Genomic DNA, 21,459 nt, shown 5'->3' with positions numbered 1-21,459 from the left:
TGGTGACGAACATGCTCTGGTCGTCGCTTGCAGGTTAAGGAATCGCACGCTGCATCAGGATCACGTCGAGCCAGCGGTCGAACTTGTGCCCGACGTCGCGGAGCAGCCCGGCGTCCTCGAACCCGAGCGCGCGGTGCAGCGCGACGCTCGCCGCCTGGTCTCCGGCGATCTGCGCGATGATCGTGCGGTGGCCGAGCGAGATCGCGCGGCTCACGAGATCGGCGAGGATGCGGCGCCCGAGCCCCCGCCGGTGGAGGCCGTCGCGCACGTAGACCGAGTTCTCGACGGAGCGGGCGTAGGCCTCGCGCGGGTTCCACAGGGAGAGCGAGCCCCAGCCGACCACGGTCCCGTCGCCCTCGACGGCCACGGTGGCGGGGTGCAGGGGGCCGTGCGCGGCGAGCCAGGCGCGGCGCTCCGCCGGGGTCGGGACGGTGGTGGCGAAGGTGCAGGTCGAGCGCTCGACGTAGAACGCATAGATCTCCTCGATCGCCGAGAGATCGGCCTCGGTCGCCAGGCGGATGAGAACGCCGTCGCCTGGCGCCGGGAGCGGCGCGAGGTCGGGCGCGACGAACGCGGCGCGGGCGTCGTCCGAGAGCAGCCGCGCGCGAGAGTAATGGGCGAAGAGCGCCTTGCTGCTGCGGTGGCGGTCGAGGAGGCCCTCCGCGAGCTCGTGGACGGCGGCGCCTCGGTGCTCGGCGGCGTGGCGGGCGACGAGCGTGAGCCAGGCGACCGTGATCGTCTCGTGGTAACCGTTCATCGGCGGGTGCCGCGCGTTGAAGGCCTGCAGGGCGGAGCGCATGCGCGCGAGCGCCCCCTCGGGCCCGTGGGCGCGCACGTAGTGCAGGGCGAGGAGCAGGTGGCGCGCGTGCGAGAAGTCGCGCTGCTCGATCGCGGCGTCCTCGATGGCGGCGGCGAGCGCCGCGAGGTCGCGCTCGTCGATCTGGCGTTCGCGGCGTTCGCGGCGTTCGCGACGCGCGCGGCGCTCGCCACGATCGCCGAAGGGCGGCAGTCCGTCGGCGCCGCTCACGGCGCCTCCTTCCGGGCGGCTCCGCGGCCGGGCGCCTTGCGGGGGCGCGCTTCGCCGTCGCGCGCCTCTCCGGACGGCAGCGGCAGGGGCGGGAGCGCGGTCTCCTTGGCGGTGGACAGGACGATCGTCGTGCGCGTGCGCACCACGCCGTCGTGGGCCTTGAGCTCCTGCGTGAGCAGGCGCTCGAGCGCCTCGGTGTCGCGGCAGCGCACCTTGAGCAGGTAGTCCTCGTCGCCGGCGACGTGGTGGCACTCCTGGATCTCGGCCGCGCGCTCGACGGCGCGCAGGAACTCGCCGCGACCGCGCCGGTTCGCGATCGAGACCGAGATGAAGGCCGTGAGCCCGGCGCCCACGGCCCGGGCGTCGAGGCGCGCCTCCCACCCCGTGATGACGCCGCGCTCCTCGAGCCGCCGCACCCGCTCGGCCACGGCGGGCGCGGAGAGGCCGACCGCCTCGCCGAGGTCCGCCCACGACCGGCGCGCGTCGCGGGCGAGGAGGTGGATCGCTTTCAGATCGATGGCATCCATGGTGGTTGTCATTGGAAGTGAATGAATTATGGATAAAATTGTTTCGAAATACAAGTCATGGGCCTGCATGCGCCGGCGCGTCGCTCCCGTCGCCGTCCCTGCTCGCCCCCTCTCGCCGCGCGGCCACGCTGCTTGCGGCGCAGCACCAGAGCAGCATCGCTGCTGGCCCGCGAGCAGGGGCGATCGCGATCTGCCGCGCCCGGGCCCTCGCCGGCGGCGCGGCGCTCCGGCGCGCGGGCCCTGCCGGCGCGGCGTCGGGCGTCGGCACGGGCCCCTGCTCGGGCGGCCAGCATGAGAGCTCGGGAGAGACGCGGAGGGCAATAACCCGCACAAGCTGACGGTCGACAAGGTCCGGGCGTTGCTCGAGCGCGCCGGCTTCATCGCCGACACCGTGGAGATCCTCACCTTCGTCGACCACGCCGCCGACGTCGACGAGATCTTGAGGCACAGCGGGTCGAGCTCGTTCGGCAACCACCTCTCGCACCTGAGCCCCGAGGAGAAGCGCGAGGTGCGAGCGCGGCTCGCGAAGGAGATCGAGGCGTTCCGCACGCCGAAGGGCATCCGGCTCGAGCGCAACCTCATCTTCGCGATCGCCCACACGGCAGGCAACTAGCCCGCCCGCCGGCGCCGCTTCACTCCAGCGTGCCTCGCGGGTGAGAGCTCTGTTAGAATCGAGCGACCATGCGAGGGGAAGACGGGAAAGGCTCATGCTGCGTCGCGGGCTGAGCGGCGCGGCAGGGTTGCTGCTCCTCGGTGCTGCGGCCTGCGGCACCACCCCCGACGGCCCGAGCGGAGCGACAGGTGGCAGCGGCGGCTCCGGGGCCGCCGAGCCGTCCGGGGGCGGGCAAGCGGGTTCTCCCGGGGGGCGTGACTGCGGGACGGCGGGGGAGGTGATCGCGGTGGGCACGAACCTCCGTGACGAGGCGACCGGGCCCGCGCCCGAGCTGGAGCGCCTGCGCGGCTGTACGCGCTTCCTCGGCACGCTTCATCTGCTGAATCTGGGCGGGCCCGAGGCGATCGACGCGCTCACGGATCTCAGGGAAATCGCGGGGTCCTTGCTGCTCCTTTCGCCTCCCGAGGATCTCGGACCCCTGTCCAACCTGACGCGGATCGAAGGTCGGTTGCTGGTCGTGGGAGCACTGGAATCCTTGCGCGGCCTGGAGTCGATCCAGGTCGTCTCCGGGCTGTGGCTCTACCAGAGCGGCTTCGCCGACTTCTCGTGGCTCCCTGCGCTCGCGGAGATCGGCGATTCCATGATCGCCCGGCGCAACGCCCAGCTGACCGCTGAAGCGCTGGAGTCCTTCGCGACGTCGCACGTGCGCAGCGGCGCGCTGGTGTCCCTCATGAACGCCGTTCCCAGGGAGCCGCCGGACCCCGATGCCGAGGCGGTCGTGTGTGGCCAGCCGAGCGATCTGGCGATCGTGCCCTACACGAGCGTGGCCGGATGCACCCGCTTCCGGGGCTCGATCCACCTGAGCGACGTGACGCCAGGCGCCTTGGAGCCGCTCTCCTCCCTCGTCCACATCGACGGCTCGCTGACCCTCTTCCGCAACCACACGGACGACTTCACCGCGCTGCGCAACCTGCGCCGCGTCGGCGCGAATTTTCAGATGCATCTGCTGGAAGGCCCGGGCCTCGACGGGTTCGACGCCCTCGCGGAGGTGGGTGAGCTCAGACTCCTGAGCCCGGGCGAGCTCACGGGCTTCGACTGGCTCCCAGCGCTCACCAGCGTTCGTGAATCCGCGTTGGCGGTGAGGGGGGCCCCCCTGTCCATGGAGGCGGTAGAATCTCTTCTTTCGCGCCTGGACATCGGGGGCGAGACCGCGGTGATGACCCGCGACTGACGCGCCCTCGTCGCGTTCGAATTCATCGCGCCGCCCGCGCGCGGCTGACGAGCGCCGCTGCGCCCGCGAGCCCGGCGAGGCCAGCCACCCAGGGCCAAGGGGATGTCCTCGTCGCCGAAGGGACGGTGACCTTGCCGAGGTCCGTCTCTTCGACCACCTCCTTGATGTGCGGGTACACGCGGATGAAGGCGAGCGCTCCAGCGACCATCCCGAGCAGCCCGAACACCGCGTCGCGGCGGCCTTCACCGACGGCGGCGAGGGTCGTGCCGGGGCAATAACCGAGGATCGCCATCCCAGCGCCGAAGGCCACGCCGCCCAGGATCACCGAACGTACCTGGAACGGCTTCACGTCGAGCTCGGTCGCGCCGGCCGCGCGCAGGCCGTGCGCCCCGATCGAGCCGGCGGCCGCCGCGGTCGACATGATCCGCGCAATGCTGCTGTCGCGCAGCAGGAGCTGCTCGATGATGAGGTCGGCATCCGAGGCCCCTCCTCGCTGGAGGAGGGCGCCGAACGCGGTCCCGGTCGCGAGGCCGAGCGCCAGTCTTCCGAGCGGATCCTGCCTCATCGCGCGCCTCCTCGAAACAGGAGCTTCGCCGTCAAGACGGAGCTCAGACCCATCGCGACGTCGAACGCGAGGCTCGCCGCGGCGAGCTGCATCGTGCCGCTGATGCCGTGCCCGCTCGTGCATCCTTTGCCGAGCCGCGCGCCGAACATCATCAGGGCGCCCCCGCAAAACGCGGCCGCGTAGCGCTTTCCGCGGCTCTCCCCGAACCGCGCCCGCCATGCGTCCGGCAGCGCGGAGCCTCGCGTGCCCGAGGCGCGCGAGGCCAGGAACGCGCCAAGGACGATGCCCGGGACGAGCAGCACCTCCCAGTCGATCTTCGGCGTCGCCTCGCGCTTGGCCACGAACTCGTTCACCCGGCTGGCCTGCGGCGCGAGCCGGCGCGCCAGCGCGCTCGCCCCCGTCTCGAACGCGGACGTCACGCCGAGAGGCCGCTTCGCGGTCCCCATCGCGAACGCCTCCAGCGCTCCGATCGCGAGCCCGGCGATCTCCGGCGCCCAGCGCGCGCCTCCCTGCGAGCTCATCGTCGCGCTCCTTCGATATCCAGGGTGGTCACCGTGCGCTCGGGGCCCTGCTTCTTCGGCAAACCGAGCTTCTCCCACGCCGTCATCCCGCCGAGGACGCTGGCGACGTCCGTGAAGCCGCGGCGACGGAGGATGCTCGTCGCGAGCCCGGCGCGGTGACCGACGCTGCAGACGAGCGCGATGCGGCCATGACGCGGCAGCGCGGGCTGGATCTTCTCGAAGTGCTCGTCGAGATATCCCACGTACATGTGCCGTGCGCCTCCGACGTGCCCCTCCGTCTCGAACTCCTGATCATCGCGGACGGCAGGTCGGTCCGGCCCGTCTCCCCGATGAACAGCGTATCGCCGGTGAAGACGCCAAAGGCGCGCCCGGGCACGTCCGGGAGGAACACGGCATAACAGGTGCTCTCCGGCGTGTGTCCCGGCGTATGGAGCGCGCGGAGGCGCAGCCCGATCAGGTCGAGCTCCTCGCCGTCCCGCAACCGGATGTCGCTCTGTCCGAAGAGCGGATGATCTCCGCTCACGATCTTCGCGCCCGTCGCCTTCGCGAGGGCGCCAGAGCCGATGACGAAGTCCTCGTGGCGGTGCGTCTCGAGGATGAACTTGATCACGAGATCCCTCTCTCGGGCCGCCGCGAGGACCTCGTCGATGTCCCTCCGCGGGTCCACCACGATCGCCTCGCCCTTGTTGCCGAGCAGGTAGGCGATGTGAGCGAGACCTGGAGTCTTCATCCGGTGTAGATGCATGCGCGGGAGCGGATGCAATCGAGGCGCCAGACCGGCCGCCGCGAGCGATCGGCGCGACGCGCGAGCTCGAGGGGTCACCCGTCGCGCGCAGGACCGCCACGCCTCGACCTGTCCGCTGTGGCGAGATGGTGCGTCCGCGAGGGCGAGCGACAGCGCAGGCGTCCTGCCCGCCTCGTCCGCGACGGCCGCTCCCATCACCGGGAGAAGCCAGAGCCGCCCTGACTCGCGCTCACGCCGCGCGGATATCGCTCTGGAACGGGGAGACGTTCTCCCGGAACATGAGCCACACGAAGAGGCAGCGCATCTCGAAGTACTCGTCGGCGGCGATGCCCGCGAGCGTGGGGTCGAGCTCGCCGATGTCGTGCCCTTCCCAGAGGAAGCCCGGCACGCCGCGCGCCCGGCTGACGAGCCCGCCGCTCTGCAGCTGGTCGCGCGCGCGGAACCAGCGGGTGAGCGACATGTTGACCGCCGCCGTGAAGTCGGGCCGGTGCGCGATGCGCTCCGGCAACGCGACCTTGTCGAGGCCGGCCGACCAGCAAAGCCAGCAGAGGGCGGCCCACTCGGCGCGGGCCCTCCGCATCAGGAGAGAGACCGGCAGGGCTCCTGGGTCGAGCGCCTCGTCCACGGTGAGCTCGACGGTCTCGACGCCATTCTCGGTCTCCTCGGTCAAGGTCGTCTCCGTCCGCGCGAGCTCCACCGGCCCGTCCGGCAAGAGGTGCGACAGGTCGGGCGGGAGCCACGGGCAGGGCTCCGTGCCCGGCAGGCTGCGCTGCACGGCCTCGCGCAGGCGCAGGAGGCGGGTGGCGTAGAGCTGGACCTTCTGCCGAACCTGCTCGATCGGCTGATCGAGCTCGACCGTGGCCGATGCGTCGCCGGGCACCGGGTCGATGGCCTGGCCCGCCGGCCAGAAAGCGAACTCCGGGTACAGAAGCCGCACGAAGGTCCTGAGGTGCTCGGCCACGGCGGGGGCCTCGGCCTCGACGCGGTCGGCGTCCTCGAGCACCCCGCGCGTGTCGCCGAGCTCTAGTCGCAGGAGCGCGCGCGTGATGCAGGTCGAGCGGCGCTCGGGCACGAGCAGCAGCGCCGCCTCGACGAGCGAGAGCGCGACGCGACGCGAGCCCCGGAAGACGGCGGCGAGCGTGCGGTACGCCGCGCCCGGCTCGGCGCCGAGCAAGAGCTCGTCCAGGACGCCGAGCGCGGTCGCGTCGGACGCCTCGAGCAGCGCTCGCCCGCGTTGCTCCACGACCTCGGGTCTCGGCTGCAGCGTCGCGCCGCGCAGGAACTCGGCGAGCCTCTCTCGCTCGCCCCCGCGGGCCGCCGCGCGGGCCGCCGCGCAGCAGGCCTCGCGCGCGCGGCCCTCCTGCAAGAGCTCTCGCGCGAGGGCCCAGACGCGCTCGGCGTCCCACGCCGCGACGTCTTCGGCGAGCGCGGGCGACGCGACGAGGCTCGCCTCGTCGAGGGCCGCGCCGAGCTCGCGTCGAACCACCGGCGCCCCGTCCGCGTCGAGCCCCGTGAACGCTCCGACCGGGTGGCCGTGCGCATACTGGCCGCGCTCCTCGCGCACGCGCCGGTCGAGGTAAGGGCTCGTGTCCGGATCGGGAAACCAGCGGACGGACGGGCCGTGGAAGCGTCCCTGGGGATCGAAGTGCCGCTCCTCGGCAGGGCGGCCCAGCGCGTCGTACCGGAGCTCGCGATGACGCGCGCCAGCGCGAACCTCGATCTCCTGAGAGGGCTTGCCCTCACACGTGAAGTAACGGTCGATGAAGGAGGCCGAGGCTTCGTCCTCCTCGCGGACCAGCCATCGTTGCGAGCCGTGGTCGTAGTCGGCCTCTCCGGCGACGCCGGCGGGTCTGTCGGGCCAGCGGGAGCCGTCCGCGGAGATCGGGTACCCGTCGCGGTCGTGAAAGACCTGGCGCAGGATGCTCCCTTGCCGATAGCGCGTTCGCAGCTCCCAGGCGCCGGGCGGCACACAGCACGGTCGTAACCTGAGCTCCGTCGGGGCGTCGCTGCCGTACACAACCACCTCGCCGTCGAGCTCGCCGCCCCGGTAGCGCCCGCGCTGCGCGGGTTGACCGTTCGGGTGGAACGAGGTGAACGGCCCGTCCTTCACCCCACCCGCGTAGCAGCAGCGCGAGAGCAACGAGCCGTCGCTCGCGCGGTAGACGTGGCACTCGCCCGAGCGACGGCCGTCGGCGTCGGTCTCCACGAGCTCGAACGTGCCGTGCTCGGGGTCGTACCTGGCTGAAGGAGGAACCGACGGAGGCCGCTCCGCGCCGTGGTGTGCCGTGGAGTCCACGCATCGCAGTCTATCGGCTTTCGCGCCGAGAAGGCGGCCCTTCACGCTGATTGCAAAGATCCACGACGCGCGGGTCCGGGGAGCGCCGCTCCGAACCATGGAAGCTCGACCCTCTCGACGACCGCGGCCAGCGCAGCGGATCGCTGCAGTTGGCGCCGCGCTACTGGTTGGCGGTGTCGCCGGTGCAGATGACGAACTGCGTCGCGCCGTCCAGAGCTGCGCCGTCGCCGGTGAACCGGACCTGGCGGCGCTCCGTGGACGGGCACTTGGCGACGACTTCGTCTCGGCCGAAGCCGAGCCGCGGGTCGACATAACACCACCCGTGCACCTTCTCGCCGCCGACCTCGACCGGCGCAGGAGGCACCGTGTCCTGGCACGCCGCGAGCTCCTCCGGCGTCTTCAGCTGCTCGACCTCGCAGACGCAGTTCCAGCCGTTCACCGCCGCCACCGGATCCTCGAGCACCATCCGCTTCGCGGCGAGGTTCTCGCGGAGCACCTCCCGCCGCGCCGTGAGCCCGTCACAGCCGCACTTCCCCTCGGCAGTGCTCCGCGCCTCGAGGACGAGGCAGCTGACCTGTCCGCTCTCGTTCGGCTGGAGCGCGCGGGGCAGGCACTGCCCGCCGAGCTTCGTCTTCAGGCGATCGACGATCGCGCCGATCGCCGGCCGATAGCCGAAGTCGAGCCGGTCCTCCGCCGGGAAGTCGAGCTGCGCCGGGCACACGGAGCCGACGATGCCCTGCTCCCCGAGGTTCCGGATGAGCTCGAGCTGCCGCAGGCCCGGGTAGGCCTTCGCGTTGACCTGGAGGTTGCTGTCGGTGCCGTCGGGGTTGTCCTTGCACAGAGGGCTGTTTCGGTCTTCAGTGCTCTTGCAGTCATCGCCCGTCACGGACTCGAGCAACCGAAACGTGCAAGCGTACTGGAGGTCGCCGAAATCCGGGTTGGGGTTCCATTCATGGCCGTTGATGTCGTTGGCATCGTCCGGCGAGTCCGGGCCGGCGATGCGCGTCCCGGTGATCGGGTTCTGGCCCTCGCGGGGGACCGGCGACTCGATCATGTGGGGATCGCCCGGGCTCCGGCGCGACTTCGGATCTCCGAGGATGATGTCCCAGGTGCTCGCGAAGCTCGCGTTCGGGGTGCTCAGCTCCTTGGCGCTCTTGAAGCCGCCGACGCGGTTGCCGTCCTGGTCCCTGCCTTCCCGGAGATTGGGCTGGCCCGCGTCGTCCTGGCGCGCGATGTCCTGCCACGGGACGCCCACGAGGCCCGCGAAGAACACGTACTCCGGCGGACGGACCGCGCTGTTCTCGTCCTCCGGGTCGAGATCCGAGAAGAGCGGGTTGTCGACGATATTGCCCTGGTGATCCTCGATCCGCGCCAGCGTGAGCGCGTCCGTGTAGCGGTCGATCGGGTAGAGCAGATCGATGCCGAACCGGCGCTTCTGGTCGAAGCAGCGCAGGTTGTGCGGGTCCTCGTCGGGGGGGAGCGTCTTGGGCTGCCCCTCCGGGCCGCAGGTCTCCTTGTCCAGCGGGCACTCGCCCCTGGGCGTCCCGCAGGACTTGCAGCACGGGTCGTCCAGGCCCTTCTCCGCGCACTCCCTGCGCGGCGCGAACATCCGAAAGACGTCGCCGTCGTCGTCCTTCTGCCTCGCGACCCAGAAGGCGTTCCCTCCCTCCTTGATGGAACAGTCGTTCTCGTCCGACAGCATGACGATCGCGAGGAGCGAGTCCGGCCGCAGGAACGCCTTGCGCTGATCCAGGAGCTTCTTGTCCACGCCGCGCCGCTCCGCCTTGCCGTTCACCACCTCGAGGGTCTCGTAGGGCGCGGGGTCCACGAGGAATCGGTACCAGCTCTCCAGCTGCGACTCGAAGCCGCAGCCGTTGTCGGCCACCCCTCGGACCATGTTCGTCAGCGTCGGCACCAGGCCGCGCCCCGCGCCGTCGTCGAGGATCGACTCGCCGGCGGGGCTGAGCTTCTGCTCTGGATCCCAGGCGAGGAACCCCAGGTTCTGGTAGGTCGGCGGGTCGTTGTCTGCGTCGTTGCGGTCGTCCCTGTCGCTCCGGGCGATGAGGTGTCCCTTGTCGTTGTTGAAGAAGGCGAGCGACTCCTCGGGGCACGAGTCCGCGCCATGGCTGCCGAGGCTCGTGCTGATGATCCCGATGTGGATGTCGACGACGGGCTCGAACTCGCGCTCCTTGCCGCTCGGGCAGCGGCCGTCCTCCCCCGGCGGGGACGAATCCAGGGGGTTCAGCGGATCGATGCACCGGGGGTCGACCAGGCGCCTCACGAGGTCGGGCACGGCGAGCGCGAGGATGTCCTGCTTGTCCTTCATCGACGATGAGTTGTCGATGGTCAGGAGGAGATCGATCTTGTCGACGCGCCGCGGGAGCCGCTCGACGACGGTGCCAGTCGTGCGCGTGTCCTGATGGGCTATCGGGCGGCTCAGGCACCCCGGGAGGAGCGATATGCCGCCGACGACGAGGGAGCACAAAAGCGACGCTGCCGCGCGGGCAGCGCGGGACGGACGACGAGCGGCCATGGATCCTTCCTTGCGCGAGAGATGGAGTGGGCCCTTCGCGCGCCATGCGCGCGGAGCTGGCGCGCCCGTCTCGCGCGGAGTGGGTGACAGGCCGCCTGGCGATCGCGTATCAGACGCCGAGAGGGGGTGTTCTCTTGGCTACGTGGCGAGATGAGCGCGACCCCATCACGAAAATCCACGAACCATGGAGAGGCCGCGGTGCGGTGGCCGCGTCGCACAGCGGCGGCACATCCGCGGCAGCGGCTCGCGTCACGGGCGGCACAGCCGCCATCGCGGGCGGAGGCGCCGCCGCCTCGTCGGAAGCGGAGGCGGCCTGCGCCGGCATGCGATGGTATTGAAAGATTATGTGTGGAATGGAATCGTGAAGGCCGGGCGCCGGGGCGTCCTCGGCCGGCGGCGGGAGCTCAGCTCTCGGCGGAGGCGGCCGTCTCGGCGCCAGCGACGAGCGGCGCGTACTGCGCGAGGAACTTGCTCCAGCGCTTGTGCTTGCGGCCGGGCTTCCGGGAGCTCTGGGCGCTCCGCTCCTGCTTCTGGGTGACCTTGAGGGTGAGGTGCTCGTGCTGGCGCGTAGGGCGATGCATGGCGGCGGATGCTGCTCGAACGCGCCCCGCTCTGCAAGCCTCAACGCGACGGAGCCCGCGCCTGCTCGCTCCGTCCGTCCCGCTCCGCCCCCAGCCGGCCGAAGCTGTGGATCCCGTAGATGAGCACCAGGAGCGCGAGCACCGTGAGCCCCATGCCCGCGTCCGACGGCCCGACGCCGACCAGCGCGAGCCCGGCGACGAGGAGCAACCCCCCGCCGCCGAGCGCGCGTCGCGCGCGCTCCTCGGCGTCTCGCTCTCTCCGGTGCCCCCGGCGGCGCGTCGGCCCGCCCTCCTCGCGCGCGCTCACTGGAACTTCTGCGTCCGCGCGTAGGTGATGAAGTCCTGCACGTCGCGCGTCAGCTCGCGCTCGGCGGTGATCGTCGTGCGCTCGTGCGACTCGCCGACGAGGTCGTCGTAGAGGTAGTTCTGCTGGTAGAGGAGCACGAGGCGAATGGCCCCGTCCGGCCCGCCGCGGACGATGCGCAGCTTCTCGTCCCGGCCGTTCGGCGGCGGGATCGCGGCGCCGAGCGCCTGGGCGTCCTCCTCGGTCACGTAGACGACGCCGTACGCGCGGCTCTGCACGCCGACATCGACGCGCACCTTCTGCCCGCTGGTCAGCTCGACCTCGCGCCCGCGCGCCGGCTGCGCGCCCTCGTGCGCCATCGCCCGGCGGATCACCTCGATCGCCCTGCGCTCGTCGAGGGCGCGCAGCGGGTTCGGCGCGCGCGCCTCGCCGCCGCTGCACGCCGAAAGCGCGAGCGCCGCGGTCGCGATCCCCAGCGCGAGGCCGACGAGACGGCGCGCGTCCCGAGCCTGCCCGGGCGCGAGCGCGCGCGCTGAAGGCCGATGCTGAAGGGGGCCGAGATGGGGAGCCCCCGAGCCTGGATGAAGCTTCCTCGACATGAGCGGCATGAGAGTAGCCAACCGCCCGGAGCTTCGCTACTTCTCCCGACATGGCGCGGCTCGCGGCGATCGACATCGGATCCAACGCCATCCGGCTTCGCATCGTCGACGTCGATCCTCCGGCGCTCGGGGCGTTCGGGGCCGGCCGGGATCCGGCGCTCGCCGGGGCCGCGACCGGCGCGCCCGACGCGCCGCGCTTCCACCCGTTCCGCGATGTCCATGCGGATCGCGCGTCGGTGCGTCTCGGGCACGACGTGTTCACGAAGGGCCGGCTCGAGTCGGGGGTCATCGGCGCCGCCTGCGAGGCGCTCCGGCGCTTCCGCACGGCGATGGATGCGGCCAAGGTCGACCGCTACCGCGCCGTGGCGACGAGCGCCGCGCGCGAGGCCCAGAACGGCGACCTCTTCGTCGAGCGCGCCGCGCGCGAGGCCGGCGTCCACATCGAGGTCATCGAGGGGATCGAGGAGGCGCGCCTCGTCCAGCTCGCCGTCCGCGAGCGCGTCGCGCTCGGCGAGCGGACAGCGCTCCTCGTCGACATCGGCGGCGGCTCCACCGAGCTCACGCTGCTCCGCGGCCGCGGGGCCGTCTTCTCGCGCTCGCTCCCCGTGGGGACGGTGCGCATGGTCGAGGCCTTCCTCGAGGATCGCCGCCCGGTCGACGCGGGGCACCGGCGGCTCGTCGAGGAGTACGTCGATCGCGTCATGGTCGAGGCCACGCGCGAGATCGTGGAGCTGCTCGGCGAGGGGTCGGGCTCGGGGGTCGATCTGCTCGTCGGCACGGGCGGCAACATCGAGACGCTCGCGGAGCTCTGCCCCGCGCCGGCCGGGTCCGCGGAGGGGCGGGCGATCGACGTCGGCGCGATGTCCCGCCTGCTCGACGAGATGGCGTCGAAGACGCCCGAGGAGCGCGCGCAGATCTACGGCCTGCGCCCGGACCGCGCCGACACCATCGTCCCCGCGGCGACGATCCTGGGCCGCGTCGCCCGGGCGTTCGCGCAGCGGGTCATCGTCGCTCCCGGGGTCGGGCTCAAGGAGGGCGTGCTCGTCGATCTCGCCCACGCCCACTTCCTCGGCCCCGACTTCCGCGGAGAGGCCGCCGCGGTCAGCGACGCCTGCGTCCGCCTCGGCCGCCGCTACCACTTCGACGAGAAGCACGGCGCGCTCGTGGCCCGCTTCGCCGAGCGGCTGTTCGACGACCTCGCGCCGCGCCATCGCCTCGGCCAGCGCGACCGGATCCTCCTGCGCGCGGCGGCCCTGCTCCACGACATCGGCGACTTCGTCCGCTACGAGGGGCACCACAAGCACAGCTATTACGTGATCGTCCACAGCGACCTCATGGGCCTGACCCCGGAGGAGCGCGCGATCGTCGCGAACATCGCGCGCTACCACAGGAAGTCGCCGCCCAGCATGGACCACGACAACTTCCGCGCGCTCTCGCGCGACGCGCGCGCCAAGGTGAAGTCCATGGCGTCGATCCTCCGCGTCGCCGACGCGCTCGATCGCGAGCACCGGGCCAAGGTCGCGGAGGTGAGCGGCCGCATCGAGGGCGACACGCTGGTGATCGAGGTGCAGGGCGCGGAGGACCGGGCGCTCGAGGAGTGGACGGTCGTCGCGAAGGCGGGGATGCTGCGCGACGCGCTCGGCCTCGATGTGCGGATGGTCGACGCCACGCCGAGATCGCGCCCGCCTCCGGCCGCGAGCGCGGGCGGATGACGCGAGGCACCGCCGCGCTCGCGCCGGCTGACGCGAGGCGCCGCCGCGAGCGCGGGCAGGGTCGACGCCTGAAAAAGGCGCCCTGGCCTTTGCGTGGAGCCCTGCGGGCCACCATGAAGCTCTGCACGGGGGAGGTCCTGCCCCCGTGGACGAGCGCGGCGATGCCGTACCGACGGGCGCGGCTGCGCCGCCGCGGAACAGGGGCGAGCGACCGTTGACGCTGAAATCTCCGAAGCTGATGGAGGCCCGCCGCGCCGCCGGCATCCTGAGGTCCGCACTGCGCGGGCACACGGGCGATCTGACGCTCGCCGACGCGTCGGCGAAGAGCGGCCTGCCGCTGCGCTACGCGGAGAGCGGCCTGCACCTGCTCGTCAGCGAGCACCGCGGGCACCTCAAGGCGACGTCCGAAGGTGAGCTGCTCTTCCGCTTCCCGTACGGCTTCACCAAGCCGTGGGAGACCCGCACGCGCCTCACGCGCGCGCTCCAGGCCGTCCTCCGGGCCGCCGCCGGCGTGGCTCGCTTCCTCGTGCGGGCGTGGATCGCGATCGTGCTGATCGCGTACGTCGTGATCTTCGTCGGGATCCTGATCGCCCAGCTGTTCGCCCGCTCGAGCAGCGGCTCGCGCGACCACGACGGCGTCCCCGGATCGTTCGCCGGCTACTTCCTCTTTCGGCTGGTCCTCGACGCGATCTTCTGGACGTTCCACCCGTTCTCGCCGTTCGTGTGGACGTCCGAGCCGGCGTGGTCCTCGTCGCACGGCCGCCGCGGGGCGCTCGGGCAGCGGCGCGACGAGACGCCCTTCTACGAGAAGGTGAACCGGTTCTTCTTCGGCCCGACGCCGGAGCCTCGCGATCCGCTCGAGACCGAGAAGCTCATCCTGGCCGAAATTCGCGCGCAGCGGGGCCGGATCGGGCTCGCCGACGTGATGCGCGTGACGGGGCTCTCGCGCGACGAGGCGGATCCGCGGATGGCGCGGCTGATGCTCGACTACGACGGCACGGTCGACGTGTCGGAGGAGGGGGGCATCGTCTACCGATTCGAGGCGATCCGGCGGACGGCGGCGGAGGCGCCGGCGCGGGCGCCCGCGCCGGTCTGGGCGAAGCGCGAGGAGCTGCCTCCGCTGACGGGGAACGGGCCGGGGATGAACGCGCTCATCGTGGCGCTCAACGGGTTCAACCTGCTGATGAGCCTCTACGCGCTCGGGGCCCACCTTACGCTGGACAACCTCGGGCTCCTGGCGCGGGGCGTCCCGATGGCGGAGCTGCCCGCCACGGGGACGGCGGTCGCGCTCGGGGTGGTGCCGCTCGTCTTCTCGCTCGCGCTCTTCGCGCTGCCGCTCGGCCGGGCGCTCCTGCGCCCGCTGAAGCAGCGGAGGCTCGCCCGGCGGAACGGCCGGCGGGCCGTGCTTCGGGCGATCCTTACCCGCGTCGGCGCGCGGCAGGGCCGGGAGCCGATCACGGAGGCGGTGCTCCAGCGGGCGTGGCAGGAGGCGGCGGGGGAGCCGCCGCGTTCAGAGGAGATCACCCGCGAGGTGGTCGCCCTCGGGGGCGACGTCGACCTCGAGGCGGGCGAGGGGATCCGGTACCGCTTTCCCGATCTGGAGACCGAGGCGAAGGCCCTCGAGGCCGAGCGGGAGGCGGCCTCCGAGGAAGAGGCGCGCGCCGGGAAGGTGATCTTCTCGTCCGACGCATGAGCGCCGTCGCAGACGGTTTTTTCTGTGGTGCTTGATGAGGGCGCTGACAAAAACCGTCGATGACGTGTGCATGCGCACGGAGCTGTACCGCACGGAACCGCCGTTCATTGACGCGCTCTGGTCTGGACGTCTACGTTAGGGTGAATTTCGCTCATGTACTCCGTTGACAACAGGGCCGGTCGTCTCATCGAGGTGAGGCTCGCATCACCGCTCCCGACTGGCGAGGTCGACGCGTGCATCGCCCGGATCCAGGGCGTCGTGACCCAGAACCGGCATGGCGCTGTTGTGTGCATCGAGCTGCTCCAGGTCGACGTGCTCGCGCCCGAGAGCGCGGAGAAGTTCCTGGAGATGATGCGGGTCCAGAACGCCACGGTGCACCGGACGGCCTACCTGCTGCCGGTGTCGAACGCGATCCTGGGGCTCCAGGTCGAGCGCCTCATCCGTGACGCGCACAACTCGAGCCGAAAGGCGTTTCGCGACACCACCTCGCTCGAGGCCTGGCTCGTCCCGGTGATGACGATGGTGGAGGCGCAGCAGCTCCGGAAGTTCCTGTCCCAGCTCGGCTGAGGTGGCGCCGCCCGCGGCGCGCGCCGCGGGCGCCCCGCCGCGCCAGGCGCTAGCCGCGGACGAACGGCAGGTACTTCGGCTGCCAGAACCGCGCCTTCACGTAGGCCTCGACGTTCCCGGGGTCGACCTTCTTGCTCCTCGCGACGCCGTCCTCGAACGCCGCGCGGATGACCGCGATGGCGACGCGCGTGGAGACCTCCTGGAGCTCCTCCACGGGCGGGTAGATGAGCCCCTTGTCGAGGTGCTTCTCCGCCGTGTAGTCGACGAGCGCATACGCCGCCGCGAGCACCATGCCGTCCGTGATCTCGCGCGCGTCGGACAGGATGGAGCCGAACCCGAGCCCCGGGAAGATGAAGGCGTTGTTCCCCTGGCCGATGGGGATGGTCTTGCCGTCGAGCTCCACGGGCGGGAACGGGCTGCCTGTCGCGACGAGCGCGCGGCCCTCGGTCAGGGCGAGGATCTCCTCGGGGAGCGCCTCGCAGGCGCTCGTCGGGTTGGAGAGGGCGAAGATGACCGGCCGCGGGGTGTTGGCGGCCATGGCCTCGATCACGGGCTCGCTGAACGAGCGCGGCTGCCCGGACAGCCCGAGGAGCACGGTCGCGCGCGTGTTCTCGAGGGTCTCGAGCAGCGTCGGCACGGCTCCGGCCTTCTTCCATGCGGCGATCTTCGCCGGATCCTGCGCGAACTTGCGCTTGTACTCCTCCATCGGGCGGTCCTTCGCGAGGAGGCCCTTGGAGTCGAGGACGAAGATGCGGGCGAGCGCCTCGTCCTCGGTGAGCCCCTCGCGGAGCATCCCCTGGCAGATGGCCCAGGCGACGCCGACGCCGCCGGCGCCCGCGCCGTGGATGACCACCGATTGGTCCCTGAGCCGCTCGCCGCGCAGCCGGCACGCGGCGACGACGCCCGCGAGGGTGACCGCCCCTGTCCCCTGGATATCGTCGTTGAAGGAGGGGATCACCTTCCGGTACCGATCCAGCACGGAGAAGGCGGCCTCCTTGGAGAGGTCCTCCCACTGGATGACGGCGCGGGGGCAGCTGCTCTTCACGGCGTCGACGAACCTGTCGAAGAAGTCGAAGTAGGCGTCGCCGCGCAGGCGGCGCTGGCGAACACCGAGGTAGAACGGGTCCTCGATGAGATCGGCCCGGTCGGTCCCCACGTCGAGGACCACGGGCATCGTGTGGAACGGGCTCACGCCGCCGCCCGCGGTGTAGAGCGCGAGCTTGCCGATCGGGATGGCGAGCCCGCCGTAACCCTGGTCGCCGATGCCGAGGATCGCGGAGGAGTCGGTCGCCACGATCATGCGCACGTCCTCCCACGGGAAGCTCGCGAGCACGCGCTCGGCGCGATCGATGTTCACGGGGGAGAACGAGACGCCGCGCGCGCTCTGATAGAGGAAGTTGAACTGCTGCACGGCCTCGCCCACGGTCGGCGTGTAGACGATGGGCAGCATCTCGCCGAGGTGGCGATTGAGCAGCGCATAGTAGAGGATCTCGTTGCGCTCCTGGAGCGCCCGCAGATACTGATACTTGGCGATCGGCGTCGGCTCGCGGCGAAACCCGCCATAGACGCGGGCGAGCTGCTGATCCATGGTGTTGACCTGCGGCGGGAGCAGCCCGTCGAGCCCGAGGTTCACGCGCTCTTCCGGCGTGAAGGCCGTCCCCTTGTTGGTCATGACGAGCCTGAGGAGGGCGATTCCGTCGAAGTACACCTCCATGTACTCGCGGCCATAGGCGTCTCTCTTGACGTCGAAATACTTTGAGATCCTCACCATGGAGGCATTCTAAACCGACGCGCGCGCGCCGGCGAGCGATCCTTGAGCGCTGAGCGCGCGAGCGGGCGAACTCGGGTGGTTCCCGGTCGGTGACCCGGTCGGTGAATGGAGTGTTTCTGACAGGGGTATCGCCGGCGGGCGAACCCGGGCGGATCCTGCTCGCCGGATGCAGTGCTTCTCACATTGTTATCGCCCCGTGGTATAGAGGCGCGATGCGACGCATTGCCGTCATTGGAGGCGGTCTGGCCGGGTGCATCGTTGCGTTCCGGCGAGCGACGGCGGGCGACCAGGTGACGCTCGTCGAGGCGGCTCCGCGGGTCGGCGGGCAGCTCTGGACGGAGCGGGCCTCGGGCTTCGTCGTCGAGCTCGGCGCCGAGGGGTTCATCGCGCGGAGCGAGGCAGTCCCTGGGCTGGCGAGCGCGCTCGGCATCGCCGGCGATCTCGTCGGTCAGGAGACGCACCGGTCGTTCGGCTTCGACGGCGTCGCGCTGCGGGAGCTCGCGCCGGGCGAGGCGGCGGAGTTCCTCGGCTTCCAGGTGCCGCGCGACGAGCTCGGCAAGGGGATCCGGACCTTCCGCCTCGGGATGGCGCAGCTGACCGAGACGCTCGCGCTCGCGATCGCCGGGCGCGTCGAGCTGCGCACCTCCGCAGCGGTCGCCTCGCTCGCGAAGGGTGCCGGCGGCTTCCGCCTCGCGCTCGCCGGAGGGGCCGAGATCGACGCCGACGCGGTCGTCCTCGCCACCCACGCCGCCGGCGCGGCCGCGCTGCTCGGCGACGCGGGGCGGGCGCTCCGCGACGCCGAGACGCTCTCCAGCGTGACGGTCTCGCTTTCGTACCCGCGCGCCGCGATCGAGCACCCGCTCGACGGCACCGGCTTCGTCGTCGCCGCGGGGCACCAGGCGCACGGCTTCCGCGCGTGCACGTTCACGACCTCGAAGTTCGCCGAGCGCGCCCCCGCCGGCCACGTCACGCTTCGCCTCTTCTTCCGCCCGGATCCGGCGGACCTCGAGCAGATGGGCGACGACGCCTGGACGGCGCGCGCCGAGGCCTCGCTCGCGCGCGTGCTGCGCGTGCACGGGCCCTCCGAGCGCGCGTGGGTCTCGCGCTGGTCGAGCGCGCTCCCGGTCTCCACCCCCGCTCACGCGGCGCGGGTCCGGGAGGTCGAGCAGGCGCTCGCCGGCAGCGGCGTGCTCCTCGCCGGATCGGCGTTCCACGGCTCCGGGATCGACGCCGCCGTGCGCTCCGCCGAGGCGGCCGCGGAGCGCGTCGAGGCCCTGTAGAGCGCCGTCGCGCTCGGGTGCGACCGCGCACGAGAGGCGACCCGTCCTCCCGAATGCGCGCAGGCTGCGCCGACTCGGCGCGAGCAGCGCGGCCTGCCAGCGTCGATCTGCGGTGACAGGCTCGACCCGGGCGGGCGACGATGCGCACCATGACCACGGAAATCACCGGCCACCGCCGCGCGCGCGATGTCCACGGGCGCCTCGCGCTCGGCTTCATCGCGGCGTGTGTCGCCGCGGGCTGCCGTGACCAGCCGCCGCGGCCGACCGCCGAGAGCGCGCCGCCCGTCGCGGCGAGCTCACCTGCCGCCGTCGCGTCGGAGAGCAGCGCTGCGGCGCCCGCGTCGCCGGCGCCGCCGGCCCCGCCCGCGCCGAGCGCGCGCCCGCTCACCGAGAAGGAGAAGCAGGCCCTTGCCACGTACAAGGCCGCGCTGGCGAGAGGCCGGCTCGCGACCAAGAAGAAGGACTATGCGGCGGCCATCCAGGCGTTCTCCGAGGCGATCGCCGCGGACCCGAGCGACGCGCGGGCGCTCGCGGAGCGAGGCTTCGCGCACCTGACCGGGGGCGACAGCAACGCGGCGGACAGCGATTTCGACGCGGCGCTCGCGGGCGCTGGCGATCCCGAGCTCCGCTCCCAGATCTGGTACAACCTCGGGCTCCTGCGCGACAGGGCGGGTGACGCCGAGGGGGCCCGGGTCGCTTACGCCAACGCGCACCTGCTCAAGCCCTCGGCGGCGACGCGCGGCAAGCTCGCCGGCAGATCGACGTGCACCGTGGAGGTCCGCAAGGCCGACCTCGAGGGCGCCGAGCTCGTGAAGGGGTGGACCGAGCTCCTCGCGCGGATCGGCGCCGCCGAGCAGGCGCCCGGCGAGGCGACGAGCGAGGCCGCGGCGCGAGAGCGCCTGTGCAGGCCCGACTCGAGATGGGCGGACAGCCCGTGCGCCGGCGATCCGCCGTGGGTCTTCCCTCGCGACTACATGATGTACGTGCACCACACGAACCATGTGGTCTTCCCCCGCAAGCCGGACGGGTTCCTGGTCGTGAACGGCGGTCATTCGGGGGGCTGGCCCGCGCACTGCCATGGGACACGCAGCGTGAGCGGCTCGGTCGAGGGGGGGCTGCTCGTGCTGGAGAGCTCTTTCAACGGCGCTGGTGCGGTTTATGACGGAGAGGTCGATGACGAGATGCGCTGTCGGGACGGCGCGAGCTACCGCGAGCGGACGTTCTATGACGCGCGCACCGGCCGGGCGATCGTGGCGCTGCGCTGGCCGGATGGGGGCGAGGCCGTCGTGAAGGTGCAGGGCGGTCAGCTGGTCGTCTCTGGCGGCGGATGCGACGAGCGAGTCCGGCTCGATGCCAGCGTCAGCGTCGACGTCGACGCTGGCACGAAATAGGCCACGAGGTGCGCTGCGCGCGGTCGCCTGCTGCCGTCGCCCCTGGCTCAGGGGGCCTGAGCGCCGTCGCGGGTCGCGCCTGACGCCCGCGGCATATCAGGTCCAGGGCGGGCGCCGGCAAAGGGAAGATGGTGTGGCTCTTCGATTGCACCGACCGCGCTCGGACCGGCGAGCGCCGAGGGAGCGCGCCAATGTTGAAGGCGATGAAGGCGATGAAGGCGATGAAGGCGATGAAGGCGATGAAGGCGGCGAAAAAAAGAATCGACTCGAGGAACTTTTCTGTTGCGCAGCCCGTCCAAGGGGAGTACTTAATCTGAACACGAGGATTCGCCATGTTCAGCCGCCGCGACAACCTGCAGATCGTTACCATCCTGTCCAAATCGGGAACGCCCGATGCGGCCATGGCATGGGACCGCCTGCTGGGCGGTGGTGGTGAACATTTGGCGCATAATCCAGGCTACCCTTGCGGCCTCCGTCCGTCGCGGAAGCTCGGTAACCCGGAGAATAGCGCCTAGAGGCAGCCAAGCACGCGTCGATCGACGACGTTCGCGAAGGCCGCCTCGGGAAACCCAGGCGGCCTTCGGCGTTCTGGGGGCTTGTGGGCTGTCGGCTCGTTGCGGCTATCGGCCCGCTCGTGGGCTTTCGATCTGCCGTGGGATGTCGGCCTGCTGGAGGGCTGGAGATCTGTTGTGGGCTTTCGGCCTGCTGTGGATCGTCGGCTGCCGTCGAGTCGAGTAGATGAGTTGTCTTGCGCGCAGCGCGCGACGTCGTCGCGCGCTGCGGTGGGGGAGTTGCGCCCGGAGAAAGGAGGCGCGGCAGAGAATGCGTTGGGAGCATTCGATTCGAGGATGAGCGCCGCGGCGCGCGTTCACGGCGCCGGGTAATGCTTTCGTGGAATGGTCGACGTGGTTTGGCTTGCTGACACGGCAGGCCATGCGGAGGTGTGCCCTCCGCGCGGACCCGTAGCTCAGCTGGATAGAGCAGCCGCCTCTTAAGCGGACGGTTGGAGGTTCGATTCCTCTCGGGTCCACCTGTCCTCGTCCCCGCCGGCGCAGCCGCGCCGGCGGTGGGGACACCTGATCTGTGACAATCCAGGATGATGTAGATGGAGGCGCGCTGCGCCTCCATGTTCCGGTGTAGCTCAATGGTAGAGCGCCCGCCTGTTAAGCGGGTGGTTGGAGGTTCGATTCCTCCCGCCGGAGCCGCGCCCCCATTGCGGGAGGCAGGCCCGCCTCGTTCACGCGAGGCGCCGGCTCGCCGCCGGCCGGGGCGCGTCGGCGCCTCGTTCGAGCGGGCGCTGCGGGATGTAGCCTAGTGGAAAGGCGCCTCATCTGGGGTGAGGAGATCCGCCGGTTCGATTCCGGCCATCCCGACGATGGTTTGCGTGGGTGTTTCTCTTCTGGTGAAGAGGGCAGGTTGTGACCCTGCGGAGGCGGGTTCGATCCCCGTACACCCACCCAGGACGGGTCGAACGTGCTCGGTTATCTTTGGGAGATCAACCCG

The 21,459-nt window shown here is 71.4% G+C and carries 21 protein-coding genes, 4 tRNA genes and 1 pseudogene; 13 read left to right on the top strand and 13 right to left on the bottom strand.

Features of this window, described 5'->3' with window-relative positions:
- Positions 1 to 34: 34 nt before the first annotated feature.
- From WMF44_RS30480 to WMF44_RS30470, 3 genes are read right to left on the bottom strand one after another with little or no spacing between them, the layout of a single operon-like run.
- Positions 35 to 1,027 (bottom strand): N-acetyltransferase family protein, encoded by a 993-nt coding sequence (locus WMF44_RS30480; protein ID WP_437293556.1) that lies wholly within the window; start codon positions 1,025 to 1,027, stop codon positions 35 to 37.
- Complete coding sequence (locus WMF44_RS30475) at positions 1,024 to 1,554, bottom strand: Lrp/AsnC family transcriptional regulator (RefSeq protein WP_437293555.1); 531 nt, start codon at positions 1,552 to 1,554, stop codon at positions 1,024 to 1,026. Before WMF44_RS30475 ends, WMF44_RS30480 begins: the two co-directional genes overlap by 4 nt.
- A 55-nt stretch (positions 1,555 to 1,609) precedes the next feature.
- Entirely contained in the window at positions 1,610 to 1,822 is a 213-nt protein-coding gene (locus WMF44_RS30470; protein WP_437293554.1) for a hypothetical protein, read from the bottom strand.
- Positions 1,823 to 1,912: 90 nt separating this feature from the next.
- Between WMF44_RS30470 and WMF44_RS30465 the strand changes: the two genes are divergently transcribed.
- Complete coding sequence (locus WMF44_RS30465; RefSeq protein WP_437293553.1) at positions 1,913 to 2,167, top strand: hypothetical protein; 255 nt, start codon at positions 1,913 to 1,915, stop codon at positions 2,165 to 2,167.
- A 94-nt stretch (positions 2,168 to 2,261) separates the two neighbouring features.
- Positions 2,262 to 3,398 carry a hypothetical protein gene (locus WMF44_RS30460; protein ID WP_437293552.1) on the top strand — a complete coding sequence of 379 codons (1,137 nt, stop codon included), beginning with the start codon at positions 2,262 to 2,264 and terminating at the stop codon, positions 3,396 to 3,398.
- A gap of 22 nt (positions 3,399 to 3,420) precedes the next feature.
- Here the strand turns inward: WMF44_RS30460 and WMF44_RS30455 are convergent, their stop codons facing one another.
- The 9 genes and pseudogenes from WMF44_RS30455 to WMF44_RS30415 all read right to left on the bottom strand — a co-directional run bounded on the left by WMF44_RS30455 (position 3,421) and on the right by WMF44_RS30415 (position 11,542).
- Positions 3,421 to 3,963, bottom strand: coding sequence for a DUF6691 family protein (locus WMF44_RS30455; RefSeq protein WP_437293551.1), 543 nt, complete (start codon positions 3,961 to 3,963; stop codon positions 3,421 to 3,423).
- The gene (locus WMF44_RS30450) at positions 3,960 to 4,484 is read right to left on the bottom strand and encodes a YeeE/YedE thiosulfate transporter family protein (protein ID WP_437293550.1); all 525 of its coding nucleotides are present in this window, start codon (positions 4,482 to 4,484) and stop codon (positions 3,960 to 3,962) included. Before WMF44_RS30450 ends, WMF44_RS30455 begins: the two co-directional genes overlap by 4 nt.
- Entirely contained in the window at positions 4,481 to 4,732 is a 252-nt protein-coding gene (locus WMF44_RS30445; protein ID WP_437293549.1) for a rhodanese-like domain-containing protein, read from the bottom strand. The genes WMF44_RS30450 and WMF44_RS30445 overlap by 4 nt, the downstream gene beginning before the upstream one ends.
- Before the next feature lie 116 nt (positions 4,733 to 4,848).
- A pseudogene (locus WMF44_RS30440) lies at positions 4,849 to 5,214 on the bottom strand (MBL fold metallo-hydrolase); the annotation flags it as partial.
- A 244-nt stretch (positions 5,215 to 5,458) separates the two neighbouring features.
- On the bottom strand, positions 5,459 to 7,525 hold the full coding sequence (locus tag WMF44_RS30435) for a toxin-antitoxin system YwqK family antitoxin (RefSeq protein ID WP_437293548.1): 2,067 nt from the start codon (positions 7,523 to 7,525) through the stop codon (positions 5,459 to 5,461).
- Between the two features lie 160 nt (positions 7,526 to 7,685).
- Entirely contained in the window at positions 7,686 to 10,058 is a 2,373-nt protein-coding gene (locus WMF44_RS30430; RefSeq protein WP_437293547.1) for a hypothetical protein, read from the bottom strand.
- A gap of 404 nt (positions 10,059 to 10,462) precedes the next feature.
- Complete coding sequence (locus tag WMF44_RS30425; protein ID WP_012238237.1) at positions 10,463 to 10,639, bottom strand: hypothetical protein; 177 nt, start codon at positions 10,637 to 10,639, stop codon at positions 10,463 to 10,465.
- Between the two features lie 40 nt (positions 10,640 to 10,679).
- Positions 10,680 to 10,946 (bottom strand): hypothetical protein, encoded by a 267-nt coding sequence (locus WMF44_RS30420; protein ID WP_437293546.1) that lies wholly within the window; start codon positions 10,944 to 10,946, stop codon positions 10,680 to 10,682.
- Positions 10,943 to 11,542: a hypothetical protein gene (locus tag WMF44_RS30415; RefSeq protein ID WP_437293545.1), complete on the bottom strand. Its 600-nt coding sequence runs from the start codon at positions 11,540 to 11,542 to the stop codon at positions 10,943 to 10,945. The genes WMF44_RS30420 and WMF44_RS30415 overlap by 4 nt, the downstream gene beginning before the upstream one ends.
- Before the next feature lie 50 nt (positions 11,543 to 11,592).
- Between WMF44_RS30415 and WMF44_RS30410 the strand changes: the two genes are divergently transcribed.
- The 3 genes from WMF44_RS30410 (at position 11,593) to WMF44_RS30400 (ending at position 15,514) form a co-directional block, all read left to right on the top strand.
- On the top strand, positions 11,593 to 13,254 hold the full coding sequence (locus tag WMF44_RS30410) for a Ppx/GppA phosphatase family protein (protein ID WP_437293544.1): 1,662 nt from the start codon (positions 11,593 to 11,595) through the stop codon (positions 13,252 to 13,254).
- 214 nt (positions 13,255 to 13,468) lie between these two features.
- Positions 13,469 to 14,947 carry a hypothetical protein gene (locus WMF44_RS30405; RefSeq protein WP_437293543.1) on the top strand — a complete coding sequence of 493 codons (1,479 nt, stop codon included), beginning with the start codon at positions 13,469 to 13,471 and terminating at the stop codon, positions 14,945 to 14,947.
- A gap of 153 nt (positions 14,948 to 15,100) precedes the next feature.
- Positions 15,101 to 15,514, top strand: coding sequence for a hypothetical protein (locus WMF44_RS30400; RefSeq protein WP_437293542.1), 414 nt, complete (start codon positions 15,101 to 15,103; stop codon positions 15,512 to 15,514).
- 49 nt (positions 15,515 to 15,563) lie between these two features.
- Here the strand turns inward: WMF44_RS30400 and WMF44_RS30395 are convergent, their stop codons facing one another.
- Positions 15,564 to 17,282: an NAD-dependent malic enzyme gene (locus tag WMF44_RS30395; RefSeq protein ID WP_437301633.1), complete on the bottom strand. Its 1,719-nt coding sequence runs from the start codon at positions 17,280 to 17,282 to the stop codon at positions 15,564 to 15,566.
- Positions 17,283 to 17,497: 215 nt separating this feature from the next.
- Here WMF44_RS30395 and WMF44_RS30390 point away from each other — a divergent pair, with 215 nt between their 5' ends.
- From WMF44_RS30390 to WMF44_RS30355, 8 genes are all read left to right on the top strand, one after another.
- The gene (locus WMF44_RS30390; protein WP_437293541.1) at positions 17,498 to 18,565 is read left to right on the top strand and encodes a protoporphyrinogen/coproporphyrinogen oxidase; all 1,068 of its coding nucleotides are present in this window, start codon (positions 17,498 to 17,500) and stop codon (positions 18,563 to 18,565) included.
- Between the two features lie 149 nt (positions 18,566 to 18,714).
- Entirely contained in the window at positions 18,715 to 19,956 is a 1,242-nt protein-coding gene (locus tag WMF44_RS30385; RefSeq protein ID WP_437293540.1) for a tetratricopeptide repeat protein, read from the top strand.
- A gap of 191 nt (positions 19,957 to 20,147) precedes the next feature.
- Positions 20,148 to 20,273: a hypothetical protein gene (locus tag WMF44_RS30380; protein ID WP_437293539.1), complete on the top strand. Its 126-nt coding sequence runs from the start codon at positions 20,148 to 20,150 to the stop codon at positions 20,271 to 20,273.
- A 15-nt stretch (positions 20,274 to 20,288) separates the two neighbouring features.
- Positions 20,289 to 20,471 (top strand): hypothetical protein, encoded by a 183-nt coding sequence (locus WMF44_RS30375; protein ID WP_437293538.1) that lies wholly within the window; start codon positions 20,289 to 20,291, stop codon positions 20,469 to 20,471.
- Positions 20,472 to 20,912: 441 nt separating this feature from the next.
- A tRNA-Lys gene (locus WMF44_RS30370) sits at positions 20,913 to 20,986 on the top strand.
- Between the two features lie 100 nt (positions 20,987 to 21,086).
- Positions 21,087 to 21,158: transfer RNA gene (locus WMF44_RS30365), tRNA-Asn, on the top strand.
- 98 nt (positions 21,159 to 21,256) lie between these two features.
- Positions 21,257 to 21,329 (top strand) — tRNA-Pro (locus tag WMF44_RS30360).
- A 12-nt stretch (positions 21,330 to 21,341) separates the two neighbouring features.
- Positions 21,342 to 21,416, top strand: a tRNA-His gene (locus WMF44_RS30355).
- Positions 21,417 to 21,459 lie beyond the last annotated feature (43 nt).

This window comes from Sorangium sp. So ce426 (genome assembly GCF_051475585.1).
Taxonomy (GTDB): Bacteria; Myxococcota_A; Polyangia; order Polyangiales; family Polyangiaceae; genus Sorangium; species Sorangium cellulosum_B.
The sequence above is the reverse complement of the archived record's forward strand: the minus strand, read 5'-3'. Positions and strand labels throughout refer to the sequence as shown.